Origin of the sequence: Haloarchaeobius lipolyticus (genome assembly GCF_051208015.1) — an archaeon.
Lineage (GTDB): Archaea > Halobacteriota > Halobacteria > Halobacteriales > Natrialbaceae > Haloarchaeobius.
The window spans coordinates 978,038-1,004,509 of the sequence record NZ_JBPKGF010000002.1 but is presented as its reverse complement, the minus strand read 5'-3'; the positions used below and the strand labels follow the sequence as shown (position 1 = coordinate 1,004,509).

General features: G+C 66.7%; 28 protein-coding genes. 9 read left to right on the top strand and 19 right to left on the bottom strand.

The features are described 5' to 3' along the window. Positions 1-156 precede the first annotated feature (156 nt). Complete coding sequence (locus ACSC1Y_RS08080) at positions 157-777, top strand: VOC family protein (protein WP_435334254.1); 621 nt, start codon at positions 157-159, stop codon at positions 775-777. Positions 778-1,074: 297 nt separating this feature from the next. Here ACSC1Y_RS08080 and ACSC1Y_RS08075 read toward each other — a convergent pair whose 3' ends face one another. Genes ACSC1Y_RS08075 through hemC form a run of 4 tightly spaced genes read right to left on the bottom strand, consistent with a single transcriptional unit; the run spans position 1,075 to position 4,894 of the window. Continuing rightward, positions 1,075-2,250 (bottom strand): MFS transporter, encoded by a 1,176-nt coding sequence (locus ACSC1Y_RS08075; RefSeq protein WP_435334252.1) that lies wholly within the window; start codon positions 2,248-2,250, stop codon positions 1,075-1,077. A gap of 37 nt (positions 2,251-2,287) precedes the next feature. Then, a complete protein-coding gene (locus ACSC1Y_RS08070) occupies positions 2,288-3,037 on the bottom strand; it encodes a uroporphyrinogen-III synthase (protein WP_435334251.1) in 750 nt (249 codons plus the stop codon). After that, positions 3,034-3,810, bottom strand: a complete 777-nt coding sequence (cobA, locus tag ACSC1Y_RS08065; protein WP_435334250.1) for a uroporphyrinogen-III C-methyltransferase — start codon at positions 3,808-3,810, stop codon at positions 3,034-3,036. Before cobA ends, ACSC1Y_RS08070 begins: the two co-directional genes overlap by 4 nt. After that, a complete protein-coding gene (gene hemC / locus ACSC1Y_RS08060; RefSeq protein ID WP_435334249.1) occupies positions 3,803-4,894 on the bottom strand; it encodes a hydroxymethylbilane synthase in 1,092 nt (363 codons plus the stop codon). Before hemC ends, cobA begins: the two co-directional genes overlap by 8 nt. Positions 4,895-5,140: 246 nt before the next feature. Here hemC and ACSC1Y_RS08055 point away from each other — a divergent pair, with 246 nt between their 5' ends. Next, positions 5,141-5,272, top strand: coding sequence for a hypothetical protein (locus tag ACSC1Y_RS08055; protein WP_435334248.1), 132 nt, complete (start codon positions 5,141-5,143; stop codon positions 5,270-5,272). A gap of 333 nt (positions 5,273-5,605) precedes the next feature. Here the strand turns inward: ACSC1Y_RS08055 and ACSC1Y_RS08050 are convergent, their stop codons facing one another. Together ACSC1Y_RS08050 and hemL are read right to left on the bottom strand one after the other, a co-directional pair. Beyond that, entirely contained in the window at positions 5,606-5,776 is a 171-nt protein-coding gene (locus ACSC1Y_RS08050; RefSeq protein WP_435334247.1) for a hypothetical protein, read from the bottom strand. 350 nt (positions 5,777-6,126) lie between these two features. Continuing rightward, entirely contained in the window at positions 6,127-7,467 is a 1,341-nt protein-coding gene (gene hemL, locus ACSC1Y_RS08045) for a glutamate-1-semialdehyde 2,1-aminomutase (protein ID WP_435334246.1), read from the bottom strand. 127 nt (positions 7,468-7,594) lie between these two features. Between hemL and ACSC1Y_RS08040 the strand changes: the two genes are divergently transcribed. Continuing rightward, a complete protein-coding gene (locus ACSC1Y_RS08040) occupies positions 7,595-8,485 on the top strand; it encodes a DMT family transporter (RefSeq protein ID WP_435334245.1) in 891 nt (296 codons plus the stop codon). Here ACSC1Y_RS08040 and ACSC1Y_RS08035 read toward each other — a convergent pair. The 5 genes from ACSC1Y_RS08035 to hemB all read right to left on the bottom strand — a co-directional run bounded on the left by ACSC1Y_RS08035 (position 8,451) and on the right by hemB (position 14,392). Beyond that, entirely contained in the window at positions 8,451-9,098 is a 648-nt protein-coding gene (locus tag ACSC1Y_RS08035) for a phosphoribosyltransferase (protein WP_435334244.1), read from the bottom strand. The two genes, ACSC1Y_RS08040 and ACSC1Y_RS08035, sit on opposite strands and share 35 nt — an antisense overlap. An 84-nt stretch (positions 9,099-9,182) precedes the next feature. Next, on the bottom strand, positions 9,183-10,859 hold the full coding sequence (locus ACSC1Y_RS08030; protein ID WP_435334243.1) for an ammonium transporter: 1,677 nt from the start codon (positions 10,857-10,859) through the stop codon (positions 9,183-9,185). 390 nt (positions 10,860-11,249) lie between these two features. Continuing rightward, complete coding sequence (gene glnK1, locus ACSC1Y_RS08025; RefSeq protein WP_435334242.1) at positions 11,250-11,618, bottom strand: nitrogen regulatory protein GlnK1; 369 nt, start codon at positions 11,616-11,618, stop codon at positions 11,250-11,252. Further along, positions 11,611-13,047 (bottom strand): ammonium transporter, encoded by a 1,437-nt coding sequence (locus ACSC1Y_RS08020; protein ID WP_435334240.1) that lies wholly within the window; start codon positions 13,045-13,047, stop codon positions 11,611-11,613. Before ACSC1Y_RS08020 ends, glnK1 begins: the two co-directional genes overlap by 8 nt. Positions 13,048-13,411: 364 nt before the next feature. Then, positions 13,412-14,392 carry a porphobilinogen synthase gene (gene hemB / locus ACSC1Y_RS08015; protein WP_435334239.1) on the bottom strand — a complete coding sequence of 327 codons (981 nt, stop codon included), beginning with the start codon at positions 14,390-14,392 and terminating at the stop codon, positions 13,412-13,414. Positions 14,393-14,673: 281 nt separating this feature from the next. On the opposite strand from hemB, the gene ACSC1Y_RS08010 reads away from it, so the two are divergent. The 3 genes from ACSC1Y_RS08010 to ACSC1Y_RS08000 all read left to right on the top strand — a co-directional run bounded on the left by ACSC1Y_RS08010 (position 14,674) and on the right by ACSC1Y_RS08000 (position 16,328). Continuing rightward, positions 14,674-15,258 (top strand): DedA family protein, encoded by a 585-nt coding sequence (locus ACSC1Y_RS08010; RefSeq protein WP_435334652.1) that lies wholly within the window; start codon positions 14,674-14,676, stop codon positions 15,256-15,258. A 67-nt stretch (positions 15,259-15,325) separates the two neighbouring features. After that, the gene (locus ACSC1Y_RS08005) at positions 15,326-15,919 is read left to right on the top strand and encodes a GNAT family N-acetyltransferase (RefSeq protein ID WP_435334238.1); all 594 of its coding nucleotides are present in this window, start codon (positions 15,326-15,328) and stop codon (positions 15,917-15,919) included. Positions 15,920-16,058: 139 nt separating this feature from the next. Continuing rightward, a complete protein-coding gene (locus ACSC1Y_RS08000; RefSeq protein WP_435334236.1) occupies positions 16,059-16,328 on the top strand; it encodes a hypothetical protein in 270 nt (89 codons plus the stop codon). 328 nt (positions 16,329-16,656) lie between these two features. On the opposite strand, the gene ACSC1Y_RS07995 is transcribed toward ACSC1Y_RS08000, so the two are convergent. Both ACSC1Y_RS07995 and ACSC1Y_RS07990 read right to left on the bottom strand, forming a co-directional pair. Then, positions 16,657-18,807 (bottom strand): heterodisulfide reductase-related iron-sulfur binding cluster, encoded by a 2,151-nt coding sequence (locus tag ACSC1Y_RS07995; RefSeq protein WP_435334235.1) that lies wholly within the window; start codon positions 18,805-18,807, stop codon positions 16,657-16,659. A gap of 220 nt (positions 18,808-19,027) precedes the next feature. Then, positions 19,028-19,852 carry a formate/nitrite transporter family protein gene (locus ACSC1Y_RS07990; protein ID WP_435334234.1) on the bottom strand — a complete coding sequence of 275 codons (825 nt, stop codon included), beginning with the start codon at positions 19,850-19,852 and terminating at the stop codon, positions 19,028-19,030. Between the two features lie 151 nt (positions 19,853-20,003). Between ACSC1Y_RS07990 and ACSC1Y_RS07985 the strand changes: the two genes are divergently transcribed. Beyond that, the gene (locus tag ACSC1Y_RS07985; RefSeq protein WP_435334233.1) at positions 20,004-20,606 is read left to right on the top strand and encodes a conditioned medium-induced protein 4; all 603 of its coding nucleotides are present in this window, start codon (positions 20,004-20,006) and stop codon (positions 20,604-20,606) included. A gap of 25 nt (positions 20,607-20,631) precedes the next feature. Then, a complete protein-coding gene (locus ACSC1Y_RS07980) occupies positions 20,632-21,285 on the top strand; it encodes a CRISPR-associated protein Cas4 (protein ID WP_435334231.1) in 654 nt (217 codons plus the stop codon). 33 nt (positions 21,286-21,318) lie between these two features. On the opposite strand, the gene ACSC1Y_RS07975 is transcribed toward ACSC1Y_RS07980, so the two are convergent. The 5 genes from ACSC1Y_RS07975 to ACSC1Y_RS07955 all read right to left on the bottom strand — a co-directional run bounded on the left by ACSC1Y_RS07975 (position 21,319) and on the right by ACSC1Y_RS07955 (position 24,164). Continuing rightward, positions 21,319-21,912, bottom strand: coding sequence for an L-threonylcarbamoyladenylate synthase (locus ACSC1Y_RS07975; RefSeq protein WP_435334230.1), 594 nt, complete (start codon positions 21,910-21,912; stop codon positions 21,319-21,321). 95 nt (positions 21,913-22,007) lie between these two features. Then, positions 22,008-22,754 carry a peptidoglycan DD-metalloendopeptidase family protein gene (locus ACSC1Y_RS07970; RefSeq protein WP_435334229.1) on the bottom strand — a complete coding sequence of 249 codons (747 nt, stop codon included), beginning with the start codon at positions 22,752-22,754 and terminating at the stop codon, positions 22,008-22,010. Between the two features lie 97 nt (positions 22,755-22,851). Beyond that, positions 22,852-23,316, bottom strand: a complete 465-nt coding sequence (locus ACSC1Y_RS07965) for a GyrI-like domain-containing protein (protein ID WP_435334228.1) — start codon at positions 23,314-23,316, stop codon at positions 22,852-22,854. 63 nt (positions 23,317-23,379) lie between these two features. Further along, positions 23,380-23,895 (bottom strand): redoxin domain-containing protein, encoded by a 516-nt coding sequence (locus ACSC1Y_RS07960; RefSeq protein WP_435334227.1) that lies wholly within the window; start codon positions 23,893-23,895, stop codon positions 23,380-23,382. Continuing rightward, entirely contained in the window at positions 23,895-24,164 is a 270-nt protein-coding gene (locus ACSC1Y_RS07955) for a glutathione S-transferase N-terminal domain-containing protein (RefSeq protein ID WP_435334225.1), read from the bottom strand. The genes ACSC1Y_RS07960 and ACSC1Y_RS07955 overlap by 1 nt, the downstream gene beginning before the upstream one ends. 119 nt (positions 24,165-24,283) lie before the next feature. Here ACSC1Y_RS07955 and ACSC1Y_RS07950 point away from each other — a divergent pair, with 119 nt between their 5' ends. Then, positions 24,284-25,687: a hemolysin family protein gene (locus ACSC1Y_RS07950; protein ID WP_435334224.1), complete on the top strand. Its 1,404-nt coding sequence runs from the start codon at positions 24,284-24,286 to the stop codon at positions 25,685-25,687. Here the strand turns inward: ACSC1Y_RS07950 and ACSC1Y_RS07945 are convergent, their stop codons facing one another. Next, positions 25,688-26,332, bottom strand: a complete 645-nt coding sequence (locus tag ACSC1Y_RS07945) for a helix-turn-helix domain-containing protein (RefSeq protein ID WP_435334222.1) — start codon at positions 26,330-26,332, stop codon at positions 25,688-25,690. It lies immediately after the preceding gene. Positions 26,333-26,472 lie beyond the last annotated feature (140 nt).

Below are 26,472 nucleotides of genomic sequence, written 5' to 3'. Positions count from 1 at the left end.
TCGGTGGTTGGGTCGGTATGCGGGATAAAGCCTCGGTTGCGTGGCCGGGCGAATGGGGGCACGAGGCGACCGTCGTCGTCGGCAGGGGACACGCCCGTCACCCGGTGTCGTCCACGCCCGCGAGCGCTTTTCCGCACGGCTCCCGTATCTTCGCTCATGCCGACAGACGACTCTGCACCCGTCAGCGCCGAGTTCCCGGACAGCGCCTTCCGGACGACCGGCACCGACCACGTCACCATCTGGGGGAGCAACGAGGAAGACACGCTCGCGTTCTACCGGGACCTGCTCGGGATGCGCCTCGTGTTGCGCCAGCCGAACCTCGACGATCCTTCGCAGACGCACCTGTTCTTCGACACCGGTGACGGCCGCATCCTCACATTCTTCGTCAGCGACGACCGGCCCTCGTCGCGGGGCGTGCGAACCGGCGTCGGCGGCGTCCACCACCTCTGTTTCAGCGTCGCCCCGGAGCGGTACGAGGCGGTCATGGAGGCGCTCGACGAGGCTGGCCACCCGTACAACGTCTTCGACCGGGGCATCTTCCACTCCATCTACACGCAGGACAACAACGGCCTCGTCATCGAGCTCTCGGCCGACAAGTACGACGTTCCGGACGACCGCCGCGCTGAGGTGCTGGCGACGACACAGCGCATCCGCGAGGAGGACGGGGCCGACTACGCGAAGGACGAACACCTCGCCGCGGCGCTGGAGGAGCTCGGGCTGGACGCGACGCCGTACGACCTGCCGGAGGCGTCGTCGGGTGTCGGCGGGGTGGAGTGAGGAGTTCGTCGTGCTGAATCGTCTGCAGACCGCCTGAAAGTACGAAAGCGGCATTCTTTCCCTGTTCGACGACGGCCAGCGATAGCTGCGCAGTGTAGATTTCATATCGCAGCATGCGGTTCATTCGGTACTCTCGACCAGATTACCCAACGCTCTCCGAAACGTGCTGAAACGGCCTCTTTCGTACGATGAACAGGTGTTGACGGCGGTATCTGTCGCTATCGAGTCGCCGTCGAGCGAGTCGTCACCGAGGTGCCCATCATCGAGCGAGTCGTCGCGGAGGTGGTCGCCGGCCAGTCAGTCCCTGCCGACCGTCCGCCGAACCACCGCCAGCAACCCTGTTCCGACCGCGACACACCCCGCGAGAAGCGACCAGCCCATCCCGAACGAGGCCGCGTCCACCAGCCAGCCGAAGGCCGGCGGCGCGACGAGGGCTCCCGAATTTAGAGCGGTCTGCCCGCCCGCAGTGGCCGCACCTACCTCGTCGTCCGGGACGATGGCGGTCATGCAGCCGTAGAACAGACCGGTGAAGCCCAGCACCGTCGCGCCGAGCAGGACGACGACCACGAGTGCGGCGACGACGCCGAGGTCGGCGGTCGCGAGCACCACCAGCAAGCCGATACCGAGGCCGACCTGTCCGAGCATCACCGTCGCACTCGCGCGGGCGTGGTTCCCGTCGTCGAGTCGGTCCGCCAGTCCACCGGCGACGACACGCCCCAGACTCCCCGAGACCTGCATCGCGGCGAAGCCGAGGCCGGCCAGGGCGACCGACGCGCCGACCCCGTCGGTGAGGAACAGAGTGGTGTAGCCGACGAGGGTGAACAGCGCCGCGCCGAGGAACAGCCCGGCCGAGACGAGTGCGACGTAGGCCCGGTTCGCCCGGAGGCCGCCGAGGTCCGGCAGCGCCCAGTCACCGCCCGGGGAGCCATCGTACGCGAGTGTGAACAGTCCGGCGACGACCACTGCGATGGCTGCCGCGGCGAAGAATCCGGCGTGCCAGGTGGCGATCTGGGGTGCGAGCCCGACGACGAGCAGGGCGGAGAGGCCGCTACCCGCCGTAACGCCGACCTGTTTGACCCCCATCGCCCGTCCCCGGTAGGAGGCCGGGACGCTGGCGACGATGGCCCGGTTGGTGGCGGGCATCGCGGTCGCGTAGGCGACGCCGAGGCACACCGCGGCGGCGAACAGAAGCGGCGTCGAGGGGGCGACCCCCACGCCGGCCGCCCCCGCTGCGAGCGCGAGCAGCCCACCGACCATCACGGGTTTCTCGCCAAGCGCGTCGACGGTAGCTCCCACGGGAAACAGCGCGAGGGTGTAGCCCAGCGTCGCCCCGGTGACGAGCAGACCGACGGCGAAGCCCGAGAGGGCGAACGCGTCGCTCAGCACGGCCGTCGAGGCGAACAGCGCGTAGAAACAGAGACTGGCGGTGACCTGCCAGCCGGTGACGAGGGCGACAGGTTTGCCTGCGTTCATACTCGCTGTTTCAGTGAAAGAAGTCCGTCCAGATACGTCACTCGTGATACGTCGGCGCGGCCGCCTCGACGACCTCGCACGCCAGCTCGTCGAAGTCCGCGTTCTCGGGAACCACGTCGACCTCGATACCGAACGATTCGGCCGTCTCCTTCGTGGGGGTACCGATGACGCCGACGACGGCGTCGTTCAGCCCGGCGATGGCCGCGTCTCGGACTCCCAGCTCCTCGGCTGCCTCGACGAAGTGCTGCACGGTGAGCGAGGAGGTGAACGCGGCTGCATCCAGGTCACCCGCGGCAGCGAGTTCGACCGACTTTCCGGAACCTGCAGGTCGGACGAGTTCGTACAGGACGGTCTGGTGGACGTAGGCGTTCGCGTCCCAGAGGCCGTCGATGAGGACCTCGCTACCGTGGTCGCTCCGGGCGACCTCGACCGTCGCGTCCGCCACTTCGTCGGCGAGCATTGCGACCAGCCCCGCCGAGGTGTACTCGTCGGGGACCATGTCGACCTCGTAGCCCTGCTCGCGGAGCGCCGCGGCCGTCGAGGGACCGATTGCGCAGACGGTCGTCTCGTCGGGCTGCCAGTCGGCTGCACGGGCGAGTTCGGCACCGGTCTTGCTCGTCAGGACCGTGTAGTCGGCGCCCTCCCGGGGGCCGAGGCCCGTCGGGCGGACCTCGAGCATCGGGTCGGCGACGGGCGTCGCACCGAGGGACTCGACCAGCTCCACCGCGTCGACGAGCCGTTCGTCGTCAGGGCGGAAGACCGCGACGGTGGTGTCTCTCGTCGTCATCGGAGGAACTCCAGCACCGCTTCGCGGGTGCCAGCGACGTCACCGATGACGGTTATCGCGGGCGGTTCGATGGCCTCCTCGTCGCGGACCGAGACGATGCTGTCGAGCGTGCCGGTCGCGACCCGCATGTCCGACCAGGTAGCCCGTTCGACCAGTGCGACCGGCGTCTCGGGGTCCATGCCGGCGTCCCGGAGCGCCTGCGTGTATTCGGGCAGTTTACCGACGCCCATCAGGACGACGATGGTGCCGCCGGTCGCCGCCAGCGCCTCCCAGTCGACCGTCGACTCAGGCTTCGTCGGGTCCTCGTGACCCGTGACGAACGAGACCGAGGAAGCGTGGTCGCGGTGCGTGACGGGGATTCCGGCGACTCCGGGCCCGGCGATGGCCGAGGTGATACCCGGGACGTACTCGAACGGGATTCCGTGCTTGGCCAGGTACTCGGCCTCCTCGCCGCCGCGGCCGAAGACGAACGAGTCGCCGCCTTTCAGCCGTACGACCGACTTCCCCTCGCGCGCGAGCTCGACCAGCCGGGCGTTTATCTCCGACTGTGGGGTCCGCTCGCCCCCGGCACGTTTCCCGACGTCCTCGCGCTTCTCCGCGGGAATCAGCTCGAGTATCTCCGGACCGGGGAGCTTGTCGTGGAGGACCACGTCGGCCTCGTCGAGCAGCCGCGTCGCCTTGACCGTCAGCAGCTCGGGGTCGCCGGGGCCGCTTCCGACGAGGTAGACCGTCCCCTGCTCGGCGACGTCCCCCGACTTCGCTGCGTCACTCATCGTCGCGGGCCGCCGCGACGTACTCCGCAGCGCCCTTCTCCGCGAGGTCCTCGGCGAACGCGGTGGCGGCCTTCAGGTGCGTCTCGACGGGAATGTCCCGTCGTTCGTGGACGACACCGTCGCCCTCCGGGTGGAACACCTGGACCGCCGTCCGGACGTACTCGCCCTGGAGCTGGCCGTAGACGCCGATAGGGGCGATACAGCCACCGTTCAACGTCGAGAGGACGGTCCGCTCGACCGTCGTCTCGACGCGACTCAGGGGATGGTCGAGCACGCCGTACAGCGCCTCTGCGACCTCGCCGTCGCGGGCAGTCACGGCCAGTGCACCCTGCCCGGCCGCCGGGACGAACCCGTCGGTCGGCAGTGGCTCGAACTCGACGTGGTGGTCGAGGCCGATGCGACGGAGCCCGGCCTCTGCGAGCACGAGCGCGTCGTACTCGGTTTCGATCTCGCGGCCCAGCGCTCGCTTCTCTATCTCGGGAAGGCCGTCGAACCACTCGTCGACGTTCTGGTCGAACTCGGGGTCGAAGTCGTCCTCGCCGGTCGCACCCTTGCGCTCCTTGTCGGCCTCGCTCCGTCGCTCGTGCTCGGCTTGTAGAGCGGGGGCGAGCACCTTCTCGATGCGGGTGTCGACGTTCCCGCGGATGGGCTCGACCTCGATGTCGTCGCGGTGGTGGCGGAGCTGTGCCCCGCGCCGAAGCGACGAGGTTCCGACGACGCTCCCGGGTTCGAGGTCGTCGATGGAACCGCCATCCGGCGTCACGAGCACGTCGTTCGCCGGGCCGCGTTCCGGAACGGCCGCGACGACGAGGTCGTCGGGGAACTCGGTCGGCATGTCCTTCATCGAGTGGACGGCCGCGTCGACGTCGCCGGAGAGCACCTTCTCGTCGAGCGTCCGGGTGAACGCACCCGTCTTCCCGAGATTCTGTATCAACTCGTCACGTATCTTGTCCCCCTCGGTCTCGACGGTGACCAGCTCTACCTCGTAGCGCTGGTCCTCGAGGGCAGACTGGACCGTGGCCGCCTGTCGCAGCGCGAGGTCGGAGCCTCGCGTCGCGAGTCGGATGGTCCCGCGTGTTCGCATGGACGGCAGTCGGCGGCCGAGGGTGAAAAGCCCTCCAGTTTCGGGTCAGACCGTCGCCTCGACGCGTCGTGGACTGGTGGACTCCCGATAGTTCTCGAATTCGGCTGTCTGGCGCACTCGAGACCCCGTCTCTGGCCGCTCTGTACAGTTCACCGTTGGGGTGGGGCACTCAGACGATAAACCGAATAATGCGATATCAAATGGGTCGTTGGCCGTCCACGCGCGTCTCCTGGATGCCGGGCACGGATGAACTACGCCCGAACCACCTGCCTGCAGAAGGGCGGCGAGCCGTCGGCGCAGATCGGGATACCGGTGGTCGCCATCCAGTACCACGTCGAACAGGCTCGGACCGCGGCTCGTGCGCGCGAGTATCACTAACAAAAACGTCCCGAGCTGCTCCCGGAGAGCGCCAACTTCGGCGTCATCTGGGACCGCACTACCGACGAGGGGTCTTCTCGGGAGAACGCTGCACGTGGTGTGCGCTTGAGGACGACGAACTTGAGACCATCGCGGACCTGCAGGCGGTGGTGCACCCCGACCACCGTGCGGCCGTCGGAGGGGACTGGCGGCGGCGATCACCGACGAGGCGTCGTACGACCCCGAATATCGCATCTTGCGGCGTGACGGGACTGTCCTCCCGGTCGGCCTGGTCGGTATCTCGTGTGACGTGACGGGGTTGAAGCAGTCCTGACCTGGGCCGTCACCCGCCGTTCACGACGTCGACCCAGGGTACCAGTAGAGGACGAGCGCCACGGTGAACAGCGCGAGCAGTGGCAGGACGCCCGCGACCTTTTCGAGGGGAAACAACAGGACGGCGAACGCGCCGAGCACGACGAACTCGAGTGCGACGAGGACGCTGACGAGCTCCCACTGGTTGGGCATGTCTGGTACTCGTGTCGTAGAACGTGAATACTTTCGGACTGTTCCAAGGGGTCGGTGCGCGCTCGACGCCGGGGTCGCGACGCCGTATCCAGCTGGTCGGCCGCAGCCCGCTCGGCAGACAGAGCGGAAGTCCTGCGACTCCGCCGTCGACGACCACGATGGGCGCTCTGAAGGGCGTCTATACTGAGCCGAGTGATTCAGGCCATGCCCGATTTGGTATCGCGGCATGGGATTTATGGACGAGGTCCTTCACCGACCGACAGAGCACCAGTACGAGGGCGAAAGACGGCTCTCGAGCTTCGATTCGGCGAATACGGAGAATTCGGTCGGCTGCCGCTGCTCTTCGCCGCCTACAGCGCCTCGCGGTAGGCCTCGATTGTCTCGTCGACGTCCTCCTCCGTGTGGCTGTAGGAGACGAACTGGGCCTCGAACTGGTTCTGGCTGAGGAAGACGCCCTGTTCCTTCATGCGGGGCCAGAACAGGCGTCGCCAGCGGTCGGTCTCGGCCCGGGCGACGTCCGCGCCGTTCTTCGGACAGTAGTCGTAGCGCGGGCAGCCGGGGTCCTGCTGGCAGCCGGCTTCACACTGCCCCTCGCGGTCGGTCGGGCCCTCGCGGGTGAAGATGACCTTGAACAACGAGTCGGTGCCGACGACGGTGTACTCGGGGGCGACCTCGGCACAGACCTCGGTGAGGCCGCGGCGGAGCCTGTCTCCGAGGCGGTTGACGTGGTCGTAGACGTCGTTCTCGGCGGCGAACTTCAGCGTCTCGAGCCCGGCGGCCATCGTCACGGGGTGGCCGGAGAACGTACCCGCCTGGAACACGTCGCCGGAGGGGGTGAAGTGGCGGACGATGTCGGCCTTGCCGCCGATAGCGCCGACGGGGAAGCCCCCGCCGATGATCTTCCCGAACGTGGTGAGGTCCGGGTCGATGTCGAACTTGCCCTGGGCGCACTGGAGGCCGCCGACGCGGAACCCGGTGATGACCTCGTCGAAGACGAGCAGCGAGCCGTTGTCCTCGCAGAGGTCCGAGAGGGTCTCGTGGTAGCCGTTCTCCGGCATGACGATGCCGTAGTTGGCGAGGATGGGTTCGACGAGGACGCAGGCGATGTCGTCGCCGTGGCGCTCGAAGACCTCGCGTGCGGCTTCGGCGTCGTTGAACGGGACGGCGATGGTGTGCTCGGCGAACGAATCCGGGATACCTGGACTCGAGGGGTGGAGGTCGCCGCCCTCGCCCTCGACGAGGGTCGAGTCGTTCGCGCCGTGGTAGCTGCCCTGCATGACGACCACCTTGTCGCGGCCGGTGTAGGCGCGGGCGAGACGGACCGCGGAGACGGTCGCCTCGGTGCCCGAGTTGACGAACCGGATCATCTCGACGCTCGGGACGTGTCGCGTGACGAACTCGGCGTGTTCGACCTCTATCTCGGTCGGTGCACCGAACATCGGCCCGGCGCTGGCGTGCTTCTGGACGGCGGACTGGACGGGCTGGGGAAGGTCGTGGCCGAGCAGGAGCGGGCCGAGCCCCTGCACCCAGTCGATGTAGCGGTTGCCGTCGGCGTCGATGACGTGGCCGCCGTCGCCGCGTTCGACGAAGAACGGGTACGGCTCGATGGCGGCGCGGACCGCCGAGTTGACCCCGCCGGGCATGACCGACAGCGCCCGGTCGTACAGGTTCCGCGAGTTCTCCTCGTTCATGGGCGGGCGTTCGGTGGGTGGCCTAAAAGGATTATCTCACTGGCGTCGAACTCGACGGCCCGCCGGCTATCATGTTGAGCGTTGACACCACGCAACTGCTATTGCCGACCCTCTCCTCGGCCGAACCGTGAGACGCCACGAGAACCTGTTCGGGTTCGTCGCACTCGCCGCACTCTGGGGTGCGTCGTACCCGGCGATTCGCGCCGCGAGGGACGGCGTCGAGCCGTTGCTCATGGCCGCGCTCCGGTTCGACGCCATCGGCGTGGTCGTGCTGGCGTACGCGCTCGCTCGTGGCCAGCGTATCCTGCCGGGCAGCGCCGACGCCCGGAGCGTCCTCGTCGGCGGCGTCGGCATGGTCGCCGTCCACAACGGCCTGCTGTTCCTCGGTCAGGCCCGCGTCTCGGGTGCAGTCGGCGCGGTCGTGCTCGCGACCGTCCCCATCTGGAGCGTCGGCTTCGCCGCGGCCTTCCTCGATACCGCCCGACCCACACCCTCTCGTGTCGCCGGCGTCTGCCTCGGACTCGTCGGCACCGCCATCCTCGCCGTTCCCGGGCCGATGGCGGTCGACGCGCCGGACCCGCTCGGTATCGTACTCCTCCTGGCGTCCGCGGCCGCGTTCGCACTCGCCGCCGTGGGCCTCCGCAGGGAGGACCCGGAGCTCGGCGTGGCCGCCCGGCAGGGCTGGATGATGCTCGTCGGTGGCCCGCTTCTCCACGTGGCCAGCCTCGTAGCCGGCGAATCGCAGACCGTCGCCGTCACCTCACGGGTCGCGTTCGCCTTCGGCTACCTCGTCCTCGCCGCCGGTGCCGTCGGCTACCTGCTGTACTTCGGGCTGCTCGACCGGCTCGGGCCGGTCGAGATAAACCTCGTCGGCTACGTCGCACCCGTGTTCGCGACGCTCGTCGGCTGGTACTGGCTGGACGAGGTCGTCTCCGCGGGGACCGTCCTCGGATTCCTCGTCATCTGTGCCGGCTTCGCGCTGGTCAAGCGCCGGGCGCTCCGCGACGCGGTGGTTTGAGCGCGGCGATGGCTTCCTCGTCGGAGACCTGCTCGAAGCGCTCGTAGAACTGGCCGACCGCGGCGAAGTGTGGCGGCGTCTCGACCGCGCAGACGTCGTCTGCGACCCGCTTGAGCTCCTCGACCGTGTGCGGCGGGGCGACCGGGATGCCGACCGCGACCGATTTCGCTCCCGCGTTCCGACACGATTCGATGCAGGCGAACATCGTCGCCCCGGTGGCGACGCCGTCGTCGACGACGAGGACCCGCTTGCCCGCGAGGTCCAGCGGGCCGTCCGGCGCGTACCGGGTCGCTTTCTCCTTGGCCGCCCTGGCGACCCGCTTCCGTTCCCTCTCGACGTAGCCCGGGTCGACGCCGAGACGACGGACGAGGTTCTCGTTGCGCCAGATGGTCCCGTCGGCGGCGACCGCCCCGATGGCGAGTTCGCTGTTCCCCGGGGCGCCGAGCTTCTTCGCCACGACGACGCCGAGCGGAACGCCCAGCTCGTCGGCGACGATTCGGCCGACCGGAACACCTCCGCGGGGGACGGCGACGACGACGTCGGCGTCGACGTCGCAGTCGTCGAGGACGCTGGCGAGACGCTCTCCGGCGTCCCGCCTGTCTCTGAAGCTCATGTGAGAAAGTACCACGCCGACGGGAAAGCCGCTTTCCCCTCGGGTTCCGCCGCTGACACCCCGAAAATCCGGAGGTTCGTGCGTCTAGACCGCTTCCGGGCCGACCTTTCCGGTGCGGACCTGTCTCGCCGAGTCGACCGGGAGGACGAACACCTTGCCGTCGCCCTTCTCGCCGGTGTGGGCCGCGTCCGCGATGGCTTCGACGACCTCTTCGGCGGGGATGTCCGCGACGACGCACTCGACCTTGACCTTCTGGTGGAGGTCGACGACGTACTCCTCGCCGCGCCACTGGCCCTTCTTCGCGGGCTGCGACCCGCGACCCGAGACGTTCGTCACCGTCAGCGAGGGTGCACCTGCCGCGGCGAGCGACTGCTTCACGTCGCCGAGCTTGTCCGGACGGATGTACGCCATGACCAGCTTGATGCCGCCCGCGTTGGGCCGGCCGCCGTCTGCACGGACGACCTCCATCCCGCCGTCGGTGACGGGGTCGGGCTGGCCGAACTCGGGGTAGGTGTCGACGCCGTGTTCGCTGACGTCGAGACCCTCGCGCTCGTGTCTCGCCGAGACGCGAGCCTGTCCGAGGTACTTCGCACCGCCGAAGACGAGTCCCGTCGCGAGGACGGTCCAGCCGACGATGAGTGCGACGCCCGCGAACTGAGCGACGAAGCTGGCCTCTGCGCCCGGAATCGCGACCAGCGGGAACGCGAGTGCGCCGAGGATACCGGCCGAGCCGTGGACCGGGAAGACCGCACAGACGTCGTCTATCCGCAGGCGCTTCTCGACGAACTCGAAGACGACCGGGAGCTGTGCCCCGGCGAGGAGCCCGACGGCGATGGCACCGGGCCAGACGATTGCGTCGGCGATGCCCGTGATGCCGACGAGGCCGGCGAGCAGCCCGTTCGCCACGTACAGCGTGTCGACCTTGCTCGTCTTGTACAGCGAGACGAGCGCCGCGCCGATGGCGCCGGACGCCATGCCGAGGGTGGTCACGAGCGCGACGCGGCCGACGTAGGCGAACGAGCCGAGTTCGAGCGTTCCTTCGGCGGCCTGCGTCGGGGAGAAGACGGTGAAGGCGGTTCCGACGTTGAAACCGTACCAGCCGAACGCCAGGATGAGCGTCCCGAGGACCGCGAACGTCAGGGAGTGACCCGGGATGACGTTCGTGCTCCCGTCGTCGTTGTAGCGGCCGAGGCGGGGGCCGATGACCCAGGCGGCGGTGAGGCCGGCGACGCCACCCATCCCGTGGACGATCATGCCGCCAGCGAAGTCGTGGAAGCCGAGTTCCGCGAGGATACCGCCACCCCAGGTGAAGCCGACTACGACGGGGTAGATGACGCCCGCGAGGAGGACGGTGTAGCCGACGTAGGCCCGGAGCTTCGCGCGGCCCGCGACCGCGCCGGAGACGATGGTGGCCGCCGTCATGGCGAACACCGCCCCGAACAGCCAGCTGACCCAGTCCGCCGAGCCGCCGTTCACGTAACTGAACGCCTCACCGACCGTACTGGTGCCGGGACCGGTGTAGGCTCCCACCAGCGTGGAGATTCCCGCACCCACCGCGAAGTACAGCATCACGCCGACGCTCCAGGTCAACATGTTCTTCGTCAGCTGGTTCGCGACGTTCTTCGAGCGTACCTGGCCCGCCTCGAGCATGGCGAAGCCGGCGTGCATGAAGAAGATGAGGAACGTGACGACGAGCACCCACATGAGGTTGACGCCTTCGACGAGGGTGGCGACGTCGGTCTGAAGCGGGGTCAGGACCATCTGTTCCCCTCCGTAGTCTCCGCGACATCTGCTGGACGTTCGTCCGCTGAGTGGCTGAATATCGTGAACTTCGTCATTCTCGCTTCGGTTAGTCTGTCACGGTATGGCAGCACATAAAGACAAGGACTACAAATGTCTACTATTGTCTCCGTATATTGGCGACTGTCCAGGTTATAATCGAATGGGTGTTGTATAAGGTCATATTGTGGGCACTGTCTGGACAAATGTTGCCACAGAATCTGACGTTCGTCGTGTCGGAAAAGAGGACTATCGTGCCGCGGCGGACGTGGCGCGCGTGGCCGGCGCCGCGGCGTGCCTGCGGTGGCAGGAGGACCTGACAGGTTGCGTGGTCGGTGGTGAGACAGGGGGCGGCACCCTGTCAGCCGCGGCCTACACTGCTTCCACCCCCTCCTTCCCGGTGCGGACCTGGTAGGCCGACGCGACGGGGAGGACGAATATCTTGCCGTCACCTTTCTCGCCGGTGTGCGCGGCCTCCGCGATGGCGGTGACCACGTCTTCGGCCGGGACGTCGGCGACGACGCACTCGACCTTGACCTTCTGGTGGAGGTCGACGACGTACTCCTCGCCGCGCCACTGGCTCTTCTTCGCGGGCTGTGAGCCGCGGCCGGAGACGTCGGTGACGGTCAGCGACGGTGCGCCAGCGGCGGCCAGTGCCCGTTTGACCTCCGTCAGCCGGTCCGGCCGTATTATCGCGACGACCATCTTGATGTCGCTGTCTACGACCTCGACATCAGTCATCGGTCTCACCCCCGGAGGACTCGACGGTCGTGCCGCCGTCGGCGCGGACACCGCCGCTTCCGCCGTCGGTGCTCAGCACCGCGCGGGCCGAGTCGGGGCCGCTGTCGCCGACGAACTCGGGGTACGTCGAGACGCCGTGTTCGCCAGCGTCGAGGCCGGCGATCTCCTCCTCCTCGGAGACGCGCAGACCGAACACGCTGTCGAGTGCGGCGAACGTGACGCCCGTCGCGACGATGGTCCACAGCGCGATGAGGGCGACCCCGACGACCTGCATCGCCAGCTGGGTCGCACCCATGAACGCCCAGCCGTCACCGAGGATGGCGACGCCGGAGCTGGACGCACCGAAGACCGGGATGAGCACCGTGCCGATCGCGCCCGCGGCCCCGTGGACCGCGAAGACGCCGCAGACGTCGTCGATCTTCAGCGTGTCGACCGTGAAGCGGTACGCCGGCAGCACGATGGCGCCGCCGAGTGCACCGAGCACGAGGCCGCCCCACCAGGTGACGTGGGGGACCGCGCCCGTGACGGCGACGAGGCCGGCGAGCAGCCCGTTCGCCATCCAGAGCGGGTCGGGCTTGCCCTGCCACGAGGTCGAGACGACCATCGCCGCGACCGCGCCGGCACCCATGCCGAGGGTGGTGACGAGTGCGACGCGGCCGAGTGCCGCGCCCATGAACGCCACGGAGCCGTCCTCGGCGACCGAGAGGACCGTCGCCTGCGTGCCGACGTTGAAGCCGTACCAGCCGAAGGCCAGGATGAGCGTGCCGAGCACGGCGAGCAGCATCGAGTGGCCCGGGATGGGCTGGCTGTCGCCGTTCTCGTCGAAGCGGCCCTTGCGCGGGCCGACCATCTTCGCGGCCACGAGGCCGGCGACGCCGCCGACCATGTGCACGACCGTCGCTCCGGCGAAGTCGAGGTAGCCGACGCCCAGCGCCGCGCCGAGGTAGCCCGAGCCGGCGAGCAGGCCGCCGGACCAGGTCAGCCCCTGGACGACGGGGTAGATGACGCCCGTGATGACCGCCGCGAACACCACGTACGCCTTGAAGTCCATGCGCTCTGCGACCGCGCCGGAGACGATGGTGGCCGCCGTCATGGCGAACACCGCCCCGAAGACCCAGTCGATCCAGCCCGTCGAACCGGGCTCGCCGATGTAGGCGAACGCACCCATGACGTCGAGCGCACCACTCGAGGTGAGTCCACCGACGATGCCGGCGACGCCTGCACCGACGAGGAAGTAGACCAGGACGCCGAGCGCCCAGTCGGTCATGTTCTTCATCAGGACGTTACCCACGTTCTTCGCCCGTACCTGTCCTGCCTCCAGCAGCGCGAAGCCGGGCTGCATGAAGAAGATGAGGAACGACACCACGAGAATCCACACGTAGTTGATGCTGTTCGCGACGGCACCGAGCTCGGTCTGGAGCGGTAGCATCAGACCACCACCTCCCGCTTCCCCCACACGTTACTGAAAATCTCCGAACGTTCGTCAATGTTTTCGCTCATATCGACCATGTTTGTGACTGTTTTCTCCGGTCGATGGCGTCGGACGGTTACTATATAATGGTTGGTGTTGACAAACGTCTGGATAAATGCTGTTGGGTGGGCATACGTACGGATTATAAGCGAATCAATGCTGTTTAAGGATGTATTCTGTCCAGAAACCGGGCATCTGGACGCGATATTCCCGGACGATTGTCAACGTGTCTCGTACCCGGTCGTCCCGAGAACTCGAGAGCGAGTGAACACGACCCCCGACGCCTGCTTGCGATTCGAGGGTATCGAAACCTGGCGCGCGCTCAGAGCTGGCGCGCCACGTCCTCGGCGAAGTACGTCAGGATGAGGTCCGCGCCGGCCCGCTTGATGGAGAGCAGCGATTCGTGCGCGACCGCCTCCAGGTCGAGCCAGCCCTTCTCGGCGGCGGCGTGGAGCATCGCGTACTCACCGGAGACGTTGTAGGCGGCGACGGGATGGTCGAACTCGCGACGGACGTCCGAGACGACGTCGAGGTACGGCAGCGCGGGCTTGACCATCAGCACGTCCGCGCCCTGTTCGACGTCGAGTTCGACCTCGCGCATCGCCTCGCGGCGGTTCGCCGGGTCCATCTGGTAGTGGCGGCGGTTTCCGAACGAGGGTGCACCGTCGGCAGCGTCGCGGAACGGCCCGTAGAAGGCGGACTCGAACTTCGCCGCGTAGCTCATGATGGGCACGTCGGTGTGACCGTCGTCGTCGAGCGCCCCGCGGATGGCACCGACCATCCCGTCCATCATGCCGGAGGGGGCGACCATGTCCGCCCCCGCGCGTGCGTGCGAGACGGCGATGTCTCCGAGCAGTGGGAGGGTCGCGTCGTTGTCGACGGTCAGGTCAGGGTCCTCGTGGGCGTGTTCCTCGAGCAGGCCACAGTGGCCGTGTTCGGTGTACTCGCACAGGCAGACGTCCGTGATGACGTAGGCGTCCGTCTCGGCCGTGATCCGGCGGGTCGCCTCCTGGACGACGCCGTCGGTCGCCCAGGCTCGCGAGCCGTTTTCGTCCTTCGACTCGGGAATTCCGAACAGCATGACGGCCTCGACGCCCGTCTCCAGGACCTCCTCGACGCGGTCGACCGCGTCGTCGACGGGGACGCGCTCGTGGCCCGGCATCGACTCGATGGTCGTTCGAGAATCGGTCGTCGCGTCGACGAACACCGGTGCGATGAGGTCGGTCGGTCGGAGACTGGTCTCGCTGACGAGGCCGCGGACGCCGTCCCCGCGGAGCCGGCGCGGGCGGTCGATGAGGGTCATGGTCGGCCTTCGACGGCCCGTTCCAAAATCCCGTCGCTCCACCCATTGGGTGTCGGCCTGTGCTCTGGGCCCACCAGATACCGCGATATCGAGGGTTCAACGCCCGGAAGCTGTCGTCCCCCGGACGAATCACGCAAGAACTTTGCCCGCTGCCGGGTTCGATGGGAGTGATGACAGCCGCCCTCTCGCTCTCCCCACAGCTCGCGGTCGCGGCACTGTTCGCCCTCGCCGTCGGGTCGGTCTTCTCCGACGAGGCCCGGTCGTCCACGAAACGTCTCGCCATGGACTACGGCGTGTTCGTCCTGTTCGGCGGCTTCGCCGTCGCCGGCATCTGGCTGTTCCTCAACCGCGACGAGGCCTTCTTCGAGGTGCTGTTGAAGGAGTACTGGCTCGCCGCCCTGTTCGCCATCTTCATCCTCGAAGGTGCGATGTTGCTCTACTTCGCACCCAGCGAATCGCTCGTGCCGGGCGCCATCATCGTCGCCCAGAAGACCAGCGTCGCACCCGACACCCCGACCGTCTACGCCCTCATCTTCGCCACGGCGGTCGCCGGCGCGACCATCGGGCAGGTGCTCCTGTTCCTGCTCGCCAAGCGCTGGGGCCGCGAACGCCTGCTCGAGCGGCCGTGGTTCCGAATCAGCGACTCGCAGCTGGACCGCTTCGAGTCCTGGTTCGACCGGTGGGGCGTCCTCGCGGTCCCCCTGAGCAACACGCTGTTGTTCACCCGTGGGATGCTGACGGTCCCCGCCGGGCTCTCGGAGATGGACACCCGCAAGTTCGTCGTGCTGTCGGCCGTCGGGACCCTGTCGTTCGAGATACTCCTCACGCTGCTCACGTTCGGGGTCATCGAGCTCGGCTTCCTCTGAGACCGCCTGCGACCTCTCCTGTCACGTCCCCAGAACGATTTTACCGTCGCCCCGTGGACATCTCTTCATGCCCGGAGCCCTGTTCCTCGCTGGCGACTGCGTCACCCTCCGCACCGTCGAGAAGGACGACGCCGAGTTCCTCCGCGACAACGCGAACGACCCGCGCATCCGCCGGCCCATGACGATGGCCGGCCCGTCCAACCTCGAACAGCAACGAGACCACGTCGACGACGGCGACGACGACGGGGACGGGCTCCAGCTGCTCGTCTGCGTCGAGGGTGAGGACGCGGGATACGCCGACCGGTTCGTCACGGAGGCCGCCGGCGAGCAGGTCGAACCCGTCGGCGTGCTGTTCGGCTGGCCTCGCGACGAGAACGCGGGCGCGTTCGAGGTCGCCTATTGGCTCACCCCACCCGCCCACGGCGAGGGACTGATGTCGGAGGCGGTCCCGCTCGTACTCGACCACCTCTTCGGCCAGCGACGAGTCCACCGCGTCCAGGCCCGTGCTCTCTCGTGGACCGATGGCTCGCGCGGCCTGCTGGAGAAGGTCGGCTTCACCGAGGAGGGCGTGATGCGCGACGCGAAGTTCGTCGACGGCGAGTACGTCGACGTCCACCTGTACAGTCTGCTCGCTGCTGAGTGGCAGACGCGAGGGGAGTAGTCAACTGAGGGACAACTGTCGTGATTTGCGAACTGTAGAAACAGAATTATATGCTCTATACCCTACGTCTCGGGGGCTGTTACTACGAGATAGCACTTCTCTCACAACGGATTTATACTATATCTGCGTATTGAGTTGTATGGCATTCGAGAAACTCACATTGTTCGAGATCCGCATGGACGGCGCGAAATTCGGCGGCGAAAGCGGCGTCGACGTCCCGGACGAGACCGGGCGGGAGGTCCAGACGGAATCCTCGACGTCGGGGTCGGGAGCGGGCACGAAGCTCGCCACCGTCGTCGTCCTCGTGGGTCTCTCGGTCGCCGCGACCGCAATAGCACGGAAACTGTCCGGCGAGCCCGGTGAATCCGCCGACATCGAGTTCGAGGAGATAGACGAGATAACGGCCTGAGTCTCCGAGAGCGCTCACCCCTCCGGTTCCTGTCGGGAGGGGGCCGAGCGCCCGCCATCTCGCATCTCGCCGGTGTCACCAGTGGGACGTGGCCCCGACGGTTCGGGCCGACCGACGCCGGTTATCCGTGGTGTGGGAACCGCCGTCGCGCAGGCCCTTCGTGCGAGAGACCCGTAGCTCGTTTTCGCGTTCACGTCCGTTCGTCTCGAGTTCACTTCTTCCGAGACGGCAGCTGGAATCGACGGTACGGTCGCTTCGGACCGAAGCCGTCGCGCGGAGCCACTCCACCGAAGAAACGGAAGAAGACCGCCGTCGTGTCGTCGCCGTGTTACAGCGACGCTTTCTCCTGCTCGCCGATGGCTTCGACGACCAGCTCGGCGACGTCGACGATTTCGATGTCCTCCTCGAAGCCGCCGGTCTTGCGGCCGTCCTCGTACATCGTCATGCACATCGGGCAGGCGACGACGAACTTCTCTATCTCGGCGCCGGCGTCGGTGTCCTCTAGAGCCTCGCGGAGACGCTCTTCGCTCGGCTTCGTCTCCTCCTCGAGTTCCATCCAGAGGCCGCCACCACCGCCGCCACAGCAGAAGGAGTTGGCGCGGTTGCGCGGCATCTCGTGGAGGTCACAGCCCGTCGCCTTCACGAGCTCGCGCGGCGCCTCGTACTCGTCGTTGTAGCGACCGAGGTGGCACGGGTCGTGGTAGGTGACGGTGTAGTCGAGTTCGGTGCCGGAGAGTCCCAGTTTGGGGACGAGCTCTTCGACGACCTGCGTCCAGTGAAGGACGTCTATCTCGCCGTCGGTGTTCCACAGCTCCTCGACCTCGAACGGCATCATCGGGTCGTCGGCGAACTCCTCGAAGTCGACCTCCGGGTACTCGTTCTTGAACGTGTTGTACGAGTGCGGGTCGGTACAGACGATCTTCTCGAACTCGCAGTCCTGGAAGGACTCGACGTGGTGGCCGGCGAGCTCGATGTAGAGGAACTCTTCGCCGACGCGGCGGATGTCGTTGCCGTCGTACTTCTCGTCGTCGAACAGGATACCGAAGCTGACGTCGGCGGCGTCGAGGATGGTCGCCAGCGACCGGGCGACCTTCTTGTTCCGCTCGTCGAAGCTCGGATAGTCGCCGACGTACCAGAGGTACTCGACCTCCTGCTCGCGAGCGTCGGGGACGTCGACGTCGACCTTCTCGGTCCAGTCGCCGCGCTTGCGGTTCGGGTCGCCGAACGTGTTGCCCTTCTGCATCACGTTCTGGAAGACCTCCTGCAGCGAGGGCTGAATCTCGCCCGAGTCGGTCAGCTGGCGGTTCATCCGGGTGAACGACTTGAGGTGCTCTATCTCGACCGGGCAGGCGTCCATACAGGCCATGCAGGACATGCAGGACTCCATCGTCTCCGCCTGGATGACCGACGTGCCGCCGTCGGCGACGATTGCTTTCTCCTCACCACCCGCGTCGAGGTTCTCACGGTACTGTTTCAGGTCGAGGATCACGTCGCGCGGGTCGAGCGGACGACCGGAGGCCTTCGCCGGGCAGACCGACGAACAGCGGCCACACTTCGTACAGGCGTCCTGGTCGAGTATCTCCTTCCACGAGAAGTGGTCGATGCTCTCGGCACCGGTCTCGGCGTCGAGTGCGGCCGGAACGGAAGGAAGACGCTTGCCGGCCTTCTCGTCGCGGGCGACCACGTTCGCGAAGCTCGAGATCATGTGGAACGGCTTCGCGTACGGGATGAGCGCGATGAAGCCGAACGCGAGCAGTGCGTGACTCCACCACATCGCGGGGTAGATGTCCGCCGCCATCGTCGGGTCGATGCCCATCCCCTGGAAGGTTTCGGCGACGAACCAGCCGACGAAGCTGACGCGCTCGAAGGCGGGGAACGACTCGCTGCCGGCACCCTGCCCGAGGATGCGCAGCCCCTCGACGGCGTAGCCGCCGACGCCGAGCAGGAACAGCGTCCAGATGAAGAGGTCGTCCTCCCTGGAGGTGTGCTTGCCCCAGAGCCGTTCGTTACGGACCCAGTAGCGACGGTAGATGGCCATGCCGACGCCGACGACGAACAGCAGCCCCATCGCGTCCATCACGAGCGAGTACGAGAGGTAGAACGCCCCGGAGAGGAACGGCTCGTTGCCGAGGAGCTTCTGCCAGAGGTCGATGTCGATGCCGATGATGGTCGTCCCGATGAGCAGCGTCAGGAACCCCCACAGGATGAACGTGTGCATCAACCCGCCGTACAGGTCGCGGTTGAACTGCTTCTCGTTCGAGGCGACTATCTTCGCCGCCTCGGCGATACGACGTCCCAGCTCGTCGGTACGGTCGAACCAGTCCTCCGACCCCTGGGTGTACCGGGCGAACCGCTGGTACACCCCCCAGCCGAAGATGAGGACCGCCATCAGCGCGAAGAAGTAGAAGACCACCTCCTGCACGTGACCGATCTGCCAGAACGTCTCCCTCGTCGGGCCCGTCTGCAGCGGAACTGTCATAGTCTATCACCCGGACGATTGGGGCTTAAATCTTGTTACACCCGCATATAGCGTCCCGGTCCCGTCTTGCGAGAATGCGCAACTAGTTGCTAATTTACCGGTCGGGTGGGACAGGTGTCTGAATCGCCAGCAGGGGCGGCGGTCGGTGCAAGACGTCCCCGACCCTGAACAGGTTACTGGCGTGCGCTGGGGCTCCGCCCGAGCCGGGGTCCGTCGAGAGCTACCCTTCGAGCGTCACGTCCTGTTGCTCGCCCGGGAGCGAAGCGTGACCGTAGTTGAGTAGCCCGACGAAGACGGCACCCCCGACGACGTTGCCGAGCACCGTCCAGCCGAGGAAGTGAGCGAAGCCGGCGAGCCCGACACCACGGTCGAGCAGGAGGGCGAGCAGGAGCTCCGTGCTACCGAGGATGCTGTGGTGGAACGGCCCGAACCCGATGACGGCGGTCCCCAGCAGGACGAACAGGATGCGGCCGACGGTGTCCCGACTCGCCGCCGAGAGCCACGTCACGAGTCCCATCAACCAGCCGGCGACGATACCGCTGCAGCAGACGACCCACCAGGGATACGGCAGGAGCGCCGACGCGAGTGACCCGGCGGCTGCGGGCGTGACGACTCCCATCGCCGGACCGAGTACGGCGACGAGCACGGCGAACGCGGCACAGCCGAGCAGGTTGCCCGAGAGGGTCACCGTCCAGACGCGGCCGAGGTCGCGAAGCGAGGCGCGGTCGTCGAGCACCGGGAGGATGGCCATCGTCGAGTGCGCGGTGAACAGCTCCGTCTGGCCGAGGACGACGAACAGGAACGCGATGGCCGAGACGCCGGCCAGCGCGGTCTGTTTCACCAGCGTCGACGCGAACCCGCCCGAGAACGTCAACACCATCGCCATGAACAGCGCGCCGAAACTGAGGTTCAGTCCCGCGGCGAACGCCGAGAGGAACACGCCGGCCGCCGGTCGCTCCATCTCCCTGAGCGCGCTCTCCATCTCGCGTTCCAGTATCTTCCGGTACGAGAGGGACGCACCGGTGGGCTCGGTGTCGGCGCTCATACGTTCGGGGTCACCCCGTTCGTACCACGCGCCGACAGGTCAAACGTGGGCCAAGTCTCCGAACTCCCGGCCGCGTCGACGGGAGCCGTTCGGTGGTCAGTCCACCGTCCGCAGCCTTTTATACGGACCTTCGCATACATTCCCTATCACGATGGACGAGAAGACCGAGCAGCTCCGAGACATATTCGTCGACGTGGCGGACGGGGAGACCGTCACCGAACGGCAGGAGGAGTCGCGCGGGTCGCTCGTAGAGCGGGGGGACGTGGGTGAGAAACTCGCCGCCGTCGTCGCGAAACTCCGCGAGCGCTACGAGTTCCGGACGGACCTCGACGACGAGGCGTACTGCCGACTCGTCCGGGCGTTCCACGAGGGGGAGGACGACGCCGAGATCTCCGCGACTCTCGACGCCACCGAGGGGACCGTCTTCCGAGCGCGACTCGACTGCCACCTGCTACGGGACGCCGACCTCGACGCACCGTTCGACCTGCGTGAGGCGGCAGCGCGACGCGACGCCGGGGAATCGCCCGCTGCCCTCGCCGCCGACCTCGACGTCTCGGCGGACGAGCTCGAGCGGTTCCTCGACGCCCGTGCAGCCCGGGAGCAGGCCCGCGCCGCGAACGACAGGTACCGCGACGAGTTCGCGTCCATCCTGTCGGACGCCGACCTGTCCGGCCGATTGACCGAGGACGTGCGAAAGACCGGGCTGCAGGACGCGACCGAGGACACCGAGCCCGAGTCGAACGTCGACTTTTAAATAGGAAGCCGCGGCCAGAGACGGCGTGTTCGCCTTCAGCGACCTCCGGGTCGCCACCTACTGCCCGCGAAAGCTCTACTACGCGAGACAGGGCGAGCGGTCGCCTCCGGAGTCGGTCGCCCGGGTCCGTGCCCTCGCGTTCCGGTACCCGACGCTCCTCGAAGCCGACGACGAGATGCTCGGCGAACTCCCCGTCGAACTCCCGCCGCAGGAGTACCGCGAGCGGTTGCGGGAGACGCGGGACTGGTGCGACCGGTTCGACGACCTGTGCGACCCCGACCGTCGGGAGGTGCTACTCACCGGGCGGGAGGTTCGCGGCGTCGTCCACAAGGTGCTCACCGGGCCGCCCGAGCCGTCGCTGGTCTCGCCGGGGAAACCGCCGGAGAACGGAGTCTGGGAGCCACATTCCGTCTGGGCGGTCGCGGCGGCGAAAGCGCTCGCGTGGGAGGAACAGGTTCCGGTGGAACGAGCCTTCGTCGAATACCCGGCCTACGGCGTTATCCGGTCGGTCGACGTCACCGGCAGGCGGAAGGCGGCCTACCGCCGTGCGATGCGTACTGTGGCGGCCATCGACGGGCCACCGCCGCGGCTCCGGAATCGGTCGAAATGTGGGTCCTGCGAGTACGCGAGCGACTGCGGCGTGAGGACCCGGAGTCTGCGGACGCTGCTGGGACTGTAGTCGGCGGCCGCCGACTCCGTGCCGCCGGTAGAGTCAGTCGTGCTCGGTCAGCCACGCCTCGATACGGTCGGCCAGCGAGCCACGCCTGAGAATCTCGCCAGTCTCGACGTTGACGACGGTACTCTCGGTCCCGTCTGTCTCGCCGGCGTCGAGCACGACGGCGACCTCGTCGAGGAACTCGGGGTCGAGTTCGGCGGGGTCGGTGACGCTCGGTGTCCCGCTGACGTTCGCACTCGTCGCTGTCACCGGCGTTCCGGCCTCACGCAGCAGGTCGAGTGCGACGGGATGGTCCGGCACCCGGATGCCGACGCGTTCCCGGCCAGCGGTCAGCTCGTCGGGGACGTGCTCGCGTCGCCGGCAGAGGACGGTCACCGGCCCCGGGAGGAACTCGCGCATGAACCGTTCCTCGCGGTCGCTGGCGCGGACGTGTTCGAGGGCGTCCTCGACCGTCGGGACGCCGAGCGAGACGGGTTTGTCCCGGCTCCGACCCTTCGCTTCGAACACCCGTTCGACGGCCGCCGCGTCGAGCGCGTCGGCGCCAAGCCCGTAGACCGTCTCGGTCGGGTAGACGACGAGCTTGCCGTCGCGGATGGCACGGCCAGCCCTGGCTATCTCGGCTTCCTGCATGGCTGCGCGTTCGATGTACAGGGAAAAAACGGTGGCGAGTTCGAGTCGCCGGGAGTGATGACGTGAGACGGACGGGAGGAGTCGCCGGAACCGACTCAGAACGAGCCGATGCCGTCGTAGTCCTTCGCGAGTCCGGCCAGCTCCTGGATCTCGTCTCCCTTTTCGCCGGGGACGTACTTGTCGGCGCCGTTCAGGCGGATGGCGAAGTGGACGTGGGGGCCGGTCGAGTTACCGGTCGAGCCCATCTCACCGATCTGGTCGCCGGTGCCGACGGACTGTCCTTCGCTGACCCAGACCGACGAGAGGTGGCAGTAGAGACTGGTGTAGCCCGCGCCGTGGTCGACTTTGATGTAGTTGCCACAGCCGCCGGACTCGTAGCCGACGACGCTGACGGTCCCGCTTCTGGCCGCCAGGATGGGCGTTCCGGTGTCGTTGGTGATGTCGACGGCGGAGTGGTAGCCGTAGCTCCGCGAGTCGTACCAGTCCGAGGAACAGTAGCCGGTCGCGGGATAGGCGAAGTCGGCGTTGGCGAGGTACTGTTCGACCGACCACCCGGTGACGCGACCGTTGTTGGAGTCGCCGCAGTAGTCGAGTTTCCACCAGGTGTAGCCGTCGCTGGACACCGGGCCGTCGACGATGTACCCGCCGGTGTACTGCTCCGAGACGGCGACGCGGTTGTAGCCGAGTCCGGGGCCGCTTCGGACGCTGAGGTCCGCCGTCGTGTAGACCGGGAGGCCGACGTAGTCTGCTGCGGCGGTCTCGGAGAGCGTCGTCGCCCCGACCGCGCCGAGGACGGCTGTTCCGCCGGCTTTCAGCATCGAACGCCGTGTCTGTTTCACCATGTGTTTCCAACGAAAACTTCCATTGGTAATTAATAAATGTACTGATGGTTGATACTGTCGGGGATGTGCTCGGAAGAGGAGAGGCGGGAAGGCGGGCTCAGTTCGCAACGGGGACGTACACGTCGAAGGTCGCCTCGGGGTCGGACGGGTCGAAATCCGGTCCGTAGTACTCGAACTCTGGGCCCTCGCCGCGTTCGAACTCGGTGTTCGGGAACCACTCGGTGTAGACGTAGTCCATCACGTCGTCGAGGTCCTCGAGGGTGGTGGTGAAGACGGCGTACCGGCCACCGGGGACGTCCACCTGTTCGGCGTCCGATGGGAGCGGTGCGTCGCGCGCTGGCTCGACGCCGGCGAGATAGGTGAACGAATCGCTTGCGGGGTCGAAGTCGTATTCGACTCCGAAGGCTTCGTTGGTGTCTGTCAGTTCAGCGAACGTCTCCTGGCGGGCGTCGAAGTTGGTCCAGTGGGCACTGAAGTTCGCCTCCGGGGTCGCACGCATGGAGAGACCGACGACGGTGAAGTCGTCGCGGGTCTCGAAGCGGGGTTCGGCACGAGTTGCCATATCGCAGCCCACGCCAGTCTTGCTCTTGGCCGTTGTCCCAAACTGGAGGGGGTCCCGCGATGCTTAGGCCTGGGGAAGATGCTCCTCGACGACGTCGTAGTCCGGGAAGTCGGGCCACTCGGTGGCGACCCAGGCGTACTCGACGGTCCGGTCGGCGTCGAGCAGGAAGACGGCCGGACGGGGTTCGGATATTCCGGCCATACCGTCGAGGTCGTGGGCGATGCCGTACTCGCGCGCGACGCAGTTCCCCGGGTCGGAGAACAGCTCGTACTCCATCTCGCGCTCGCGGATGAGCTGTGAGTGCGCGTACGGGTCGGAGATGGAGAGGCCGACGACCTGGACGTCGAACCGTTCGCCCCAGTCGCGGTCGCGAATCTCGTTCCAGATGTACGTCGAGGGGAACGCACCGTCCATCGTGTGGAAGACGAGCAGGACGTGCCCGTCGTCGGTCAGCTCGGACAGACTGCGGTCCTCCCAGAACTCCTCGTTCACCAGCGGGCGCGTAAAGTCCGGCGCGGTGTCGCCCTCGTCCACGTGGTCCGTCTCGCCGAGGTCGACGACGTCGAACTCGAGCTCCATCAGTTGACACCTCCCTCGCCGTAGGTGGCGTGCAGGTAGTCGACGATGTTGGCGCTCTCGGACATCGTGACGCCGGTCTGCTCGTCGACGATGGCCGGGACGGTCCGCTTGCCCGAGACCCGCTTGACGACGTTCCGGCGCGAGTGCATCGGTTCGACGAAGCGCGACCGGTAATCGAGGCCGTACTCGTCGAGCACGCGCACGACGCGCTCGCAGAACGGACACGCCTGTAACCGGTACAGCGTGATAGCAGGTTCGCTCTCTGTCATAGGTTCCGATTCGGCAGGACGGGCGGAAAAGCTATTGCTCGCGGCAGGCTGGGTTCTGTGCGATTCGACAATGAAAGAGAAAAGAGTTAATCGTAGGGCCTACCAAGGGTCAGTGTTGAATGGGTTCATTGCCTAGTGCTGCGGCCGTGGTCCTCCAGAGTGACTACGTCTCGCTTCTCGGTCTCGAGCTTTCGCGGAACGTCATCGCTTCTCTCGGGGTCCTTACGATAGCGGTCTTGATCGGTCTATCCGCGTTCTTCTCCTCCTCGGAGATCGCGATGTTCTCGCTCGCGAAGCACCGTATCGACTCGCTCGTCGAAGACGGGGCACCGGCTGCCGAGACGGTTGCAGAGTTGAAGAACGACCCGCACCGGCTGCTCGTCACCATCCTGGTCGGGAACAACCTGGTGAACATCGCGATGTCGTCCATCGCCACTGGGCTGTTCGCGATGTACCTCGACCAGGGGCAGGCGGTCGCCGCCGCCACCTTCGGCATCACGGCGCTCGTGCTCCTGTTCGGCGAGAGCGCCCCGAAGAGCTACGCCGTCGAGAACACCGAATCGTGGGCGTTGCGCATCGCACGCCCGCTGAAGGTCTCCGAGTACGTCCTCCTGCCGCTCATCGTCCTGTTCGACTACCTCACCCGCATCGTGAACAAGGTCACCGGTGGTCGCTCGGCCATCGAGACCTCGTACGTCACGCGGGACGAGATACAGGACATGATCGAGACCGGCGAGCGCGAGGGCGTCATCGAAGAGGAAGAGCGCGAGATGCTCCAGCGCATCTTCCGCTTCAACAACACCATCGCGAAGGAGGTCATGACGCCGCGGCTGGACATGGAGGCCGTCCCGAAGGACGCCGACATCGACGAGGCCATCCAGAAGTGCATCCAGTCCGGCCACGCACGAATCCCCGTCTACGAGGGGAGCTTGGACAACGTCATCGGGGTCGTCCACATCCGGGACCTCGTCCGGGACCTGAACTACGGCGTGACCGAACCCGACGACATCGACCTCGCGGACCTCATCCAGCCGACGCTGCACGTCCCCGAGTCGAAGAACGTCGACGAGCTGATGGCGGAGATGCGCGAGAACCGGATGCACCTGGTCATCGTCATCGACGAGTTCGGGACGACTGAGGGGCTGGTGACGATGGAGGACATGATCGAAGAGATCGTGGGCGAAATTCTCGAAGCCGAGGAGGAAGAGCCCATCGAGGCCGTCGACGGCGAGACCTACATCGTCCGCGGCGAGGTCAACATCGAGGACGTCAACGAGGCGATGGACATCGACCTGCCCGAGGGCGAGGAGTTCGAGACCATCGCAGGCTTCATCTTCAACCGGGCGGGACGGCTCGTCGAGGAGGGCGAGGAGCTGACCTACGGTGACATCCGTATCACCGTCGAACAGGTCGAGAACACCCGAATCATGAAAGCGCGGCTCACCCGGCTCGAATCGGCCTCGGAGTCCGAAGAGGGCGACGCAGCAGAGCCCGAGACGAACGAGGTCCCCTCGAGCGAGTAACTAGTTCTTCGACAGCGTTCCCGCGAGATGTCCTTTCAGTGCTCGTCGAAGGCGTTCCGACACGGCCTGACTCGATACGTCGAGCTCGTCCGCGAGCTCTGCGAGTGTCGCCCGTCGCGGGATGTCGAAGTAACCTCGTTCGTACGCCAGCCAGAGCGTCCGGCGCTGTCGCTGGGTCAGACGGTCCACTCCGCCGTCCTGTGTGATCTCGCTGTCACCCTTCCATGCGAGTTCGAACGCGATCGAGTCCTCCCTGAGCGTCTGGATGAACTCCTCCAGGTCCTCGTGGGACCGGAATCGGAGCGTGAGCAGCAGGGATTCATCGACGGTCTCCGAGCGGAGGACCTGCACGGCGGTCTCCTTGATCGCGAGCGCGACCGGACCGCTCGTTTCCGAGAACGATAGTTCGTAGAGGCTGCTGTCCTCGTACTGTTCGAGGCTCGTGACTCGCTCGATGCCGGGATGCGCCTCCAGTGGCTCTGGGACACGGGAGTGCTCGGGGCCGCTCACCCAGAGGGTCGTCATCTCACCGGGGCCGCAGGAGACGACCCGCTCGAACTCGGCGGATTGCTCGGGTTCGACGAATCTGTTGTGTCCTGGAATGACGCTCTCGACGGGGACTGTTACAGCGATCGAGACTGTCATGAGGCCCGCCGATGACGGTGCCTGTCGGGGATCTCCTCACTGTACGGCCACTGGAAATTCGACCTGGTAACCATCTCATGCGTGAATTAGTTGTTAGACAGATAGAAGCAGACCATGATAGCCCAACGTCTACAAGGGGT

Coding starts and splice junctions, on each gene's coding strand:
- ACSC1Y_RS08080 (WP_435334254.1), top strand. CDS start 157: ATGCCGACAGACGACTCTGCACCCGTCAGCGCCGAGTTCCCGGACAGC.
- ACSC1Y_RS08075 (WP_435334252.1), bottom strand. CDS start 2,250: ATGAACGCAGGCAAACCTGTCGCCCTCGTCACCGGCTGGCAGGTCACC.
- ACSC1Y_RS08070 (WP_435334251.1), bottom strand. CDS start 3,037: ATGACGACGAGAGACACCACCGTCGCGGTCTTCCGCCCTGACGACGAA.
- cobA (WP_435334250.1), bottom strand. CDS start 3,810: ATGAGTGACGCAGCGAAGTCGGGGGACGTCGCCGAGCAGGGGACGGTC.
- hemC (WP_435334249.1), bottom strand. CDS start 4,894: ATGCGAACACGCGGGACCATCCGACTCGCGACGCGAGGCTCCGACCTC.
- ACSC1Y_RS08055 (WP_435334248.1), top strand. CDS start 5,141: ATGAACTACGCCCGAACCACCTGCCTGCAGAAGGGCGGCGAGCCGTCG.
- ACSC1Y_RS08050 (WP_435334247.1), bottom strand. CDS start 5,776: ATGCCCAACCAGTGGGAGCTCGTCAGCGTCCTCGTCGCACTCGAGTTC.
- hemL (WP_435334246.1), bottom strand. CDS start 7,467: ATGAACGAGGAGAACTCGCGGAACCTGTACGACCGGGCGCTGTCGGTC.
- ACSC1Y_RS08035 (WP_435334244.1), bottom strand. CDS start 9,098: ATGAGCTTCAGAGACAGGCGGGACGCCGGAGAGCGTCTCGCCAGCGTC.
- ACSC1Y_RS08030 (WP_435334243.1), bottom strand. CDS start 10,859: ATGGTCCTGACCCCGCTTCAGACCGACGTCGCCACCCTCGTCGAAGGC.
- glnK1 (WP_435334242.1), bottom strand. CDS start 11,618: ATGACTGATGTCGAGGTCGTAGACAGCGACATCAAGATGGTCGTCGCG.
- ACSC1Y_RS08020 (WP_435334240.1), bottom strand. CDS start 13,047: ATGCTACCGCTCCAGACCGAGCTCGGTGCCGTCGCGAACAGCATCAAC.
- hemB (WP_435334239.1), bottom strand. CDS start 14,392: ATGACCCTCATCGACCGCCCGCGCCGGCTCCGCGGGGACGGCGTCCGC.
- ACSC1Y_RS08010 (WP_435334652.1), top strand. CDS start 14,674: ATGGACTACGGCGTGTTCGTCCTGTTCGGCGGCTTCGCCGTCGCCGGC.
- ACSC1Y_RS08005 (WP_435334238.1), top strand. CDS start 15,326: ATGCCCGGAGCCCTGTTCCTCGCTGGCGACTGCGTCACCCTCCGCACC.
- ACSC1Y_RS08000 (WP_435334236.1), top strand. CDS start 16,059: ATGGCATTCGAGAAACTCACATTGTTCGAGATCCGCATGGACGGCGCG.
- ACSC1Y_RS07995 (WP_435334235.1), bottom strand. CDS start 18,807: ATGACAGTTCCGCTGCAGACGGGCCCGACGAGGGAGACGTTCTGGCAG.
- ACSC1Y_RS07990 (WP_435334234.1), bottom strand. CDS start 19,852: ATGAGCGCCGACACCGAGCCCACCGGTGCGTCCCTCTCGTACCGGAAG.
- ACSC1Y_RS07985 (WP_435334233.1), top strand. CDS start 20,004: ATGGACGAGAAGACCGAGCAGCTCCGAGACATATTCGTCGACGTGGCG.
- ACSC1Y_RS07975 (WP_435334230.1), bottom strand. CDS start 21,912: ATGCAGGAAGCCGAGATAGCCAGGGCTGGCCGTGCCATCCGCGACGGC.
- ACSC1Y_RS07970 (WP_435334229.1), bottom strand. CDS start 22,754: ATGGTGAAACAGACACGGCGTTCGATGCTGAAAGCCGGCGGAACAGCC.
- ACSC1Y_RS07965 (WP_435334228.1), bottom strand. CDS start 23,316: ATGGCAACTCGTGCCGAACCCCGCTTCGAGACCCGCGACGACTTCACC.
- ACSC1Y_RS07960 (WP_435334227.1), bottom strand. CDS start 23,895: ATGGAGCTCGAGTTCGACGTCGTCGACCTCGGCGAGACGGACCACGTG.
- ACSC1Y_RS07955 (WP_435334225.1), bottom strand. CDS start 24,164: ATGACAGAGAGCGAACCTGCTATCACGCTGTACCGGTTACAGGCGTGT.
- ACSC1Y_RS07950 (WP_435334224.1), top strand. CDS start 24,284: ATGGGTTCATTGCCTAGTGCTGCGGCCGTGGTCCTCCAGAGTGACTAC.
- ACSC1Y_RS07945 (WP_435334222.1), bottom strand. CDS start 26,332: ATGACAGTCTCGATCGCTGTAACAGTCCCCGTCGAGAGCGTCATTCCA.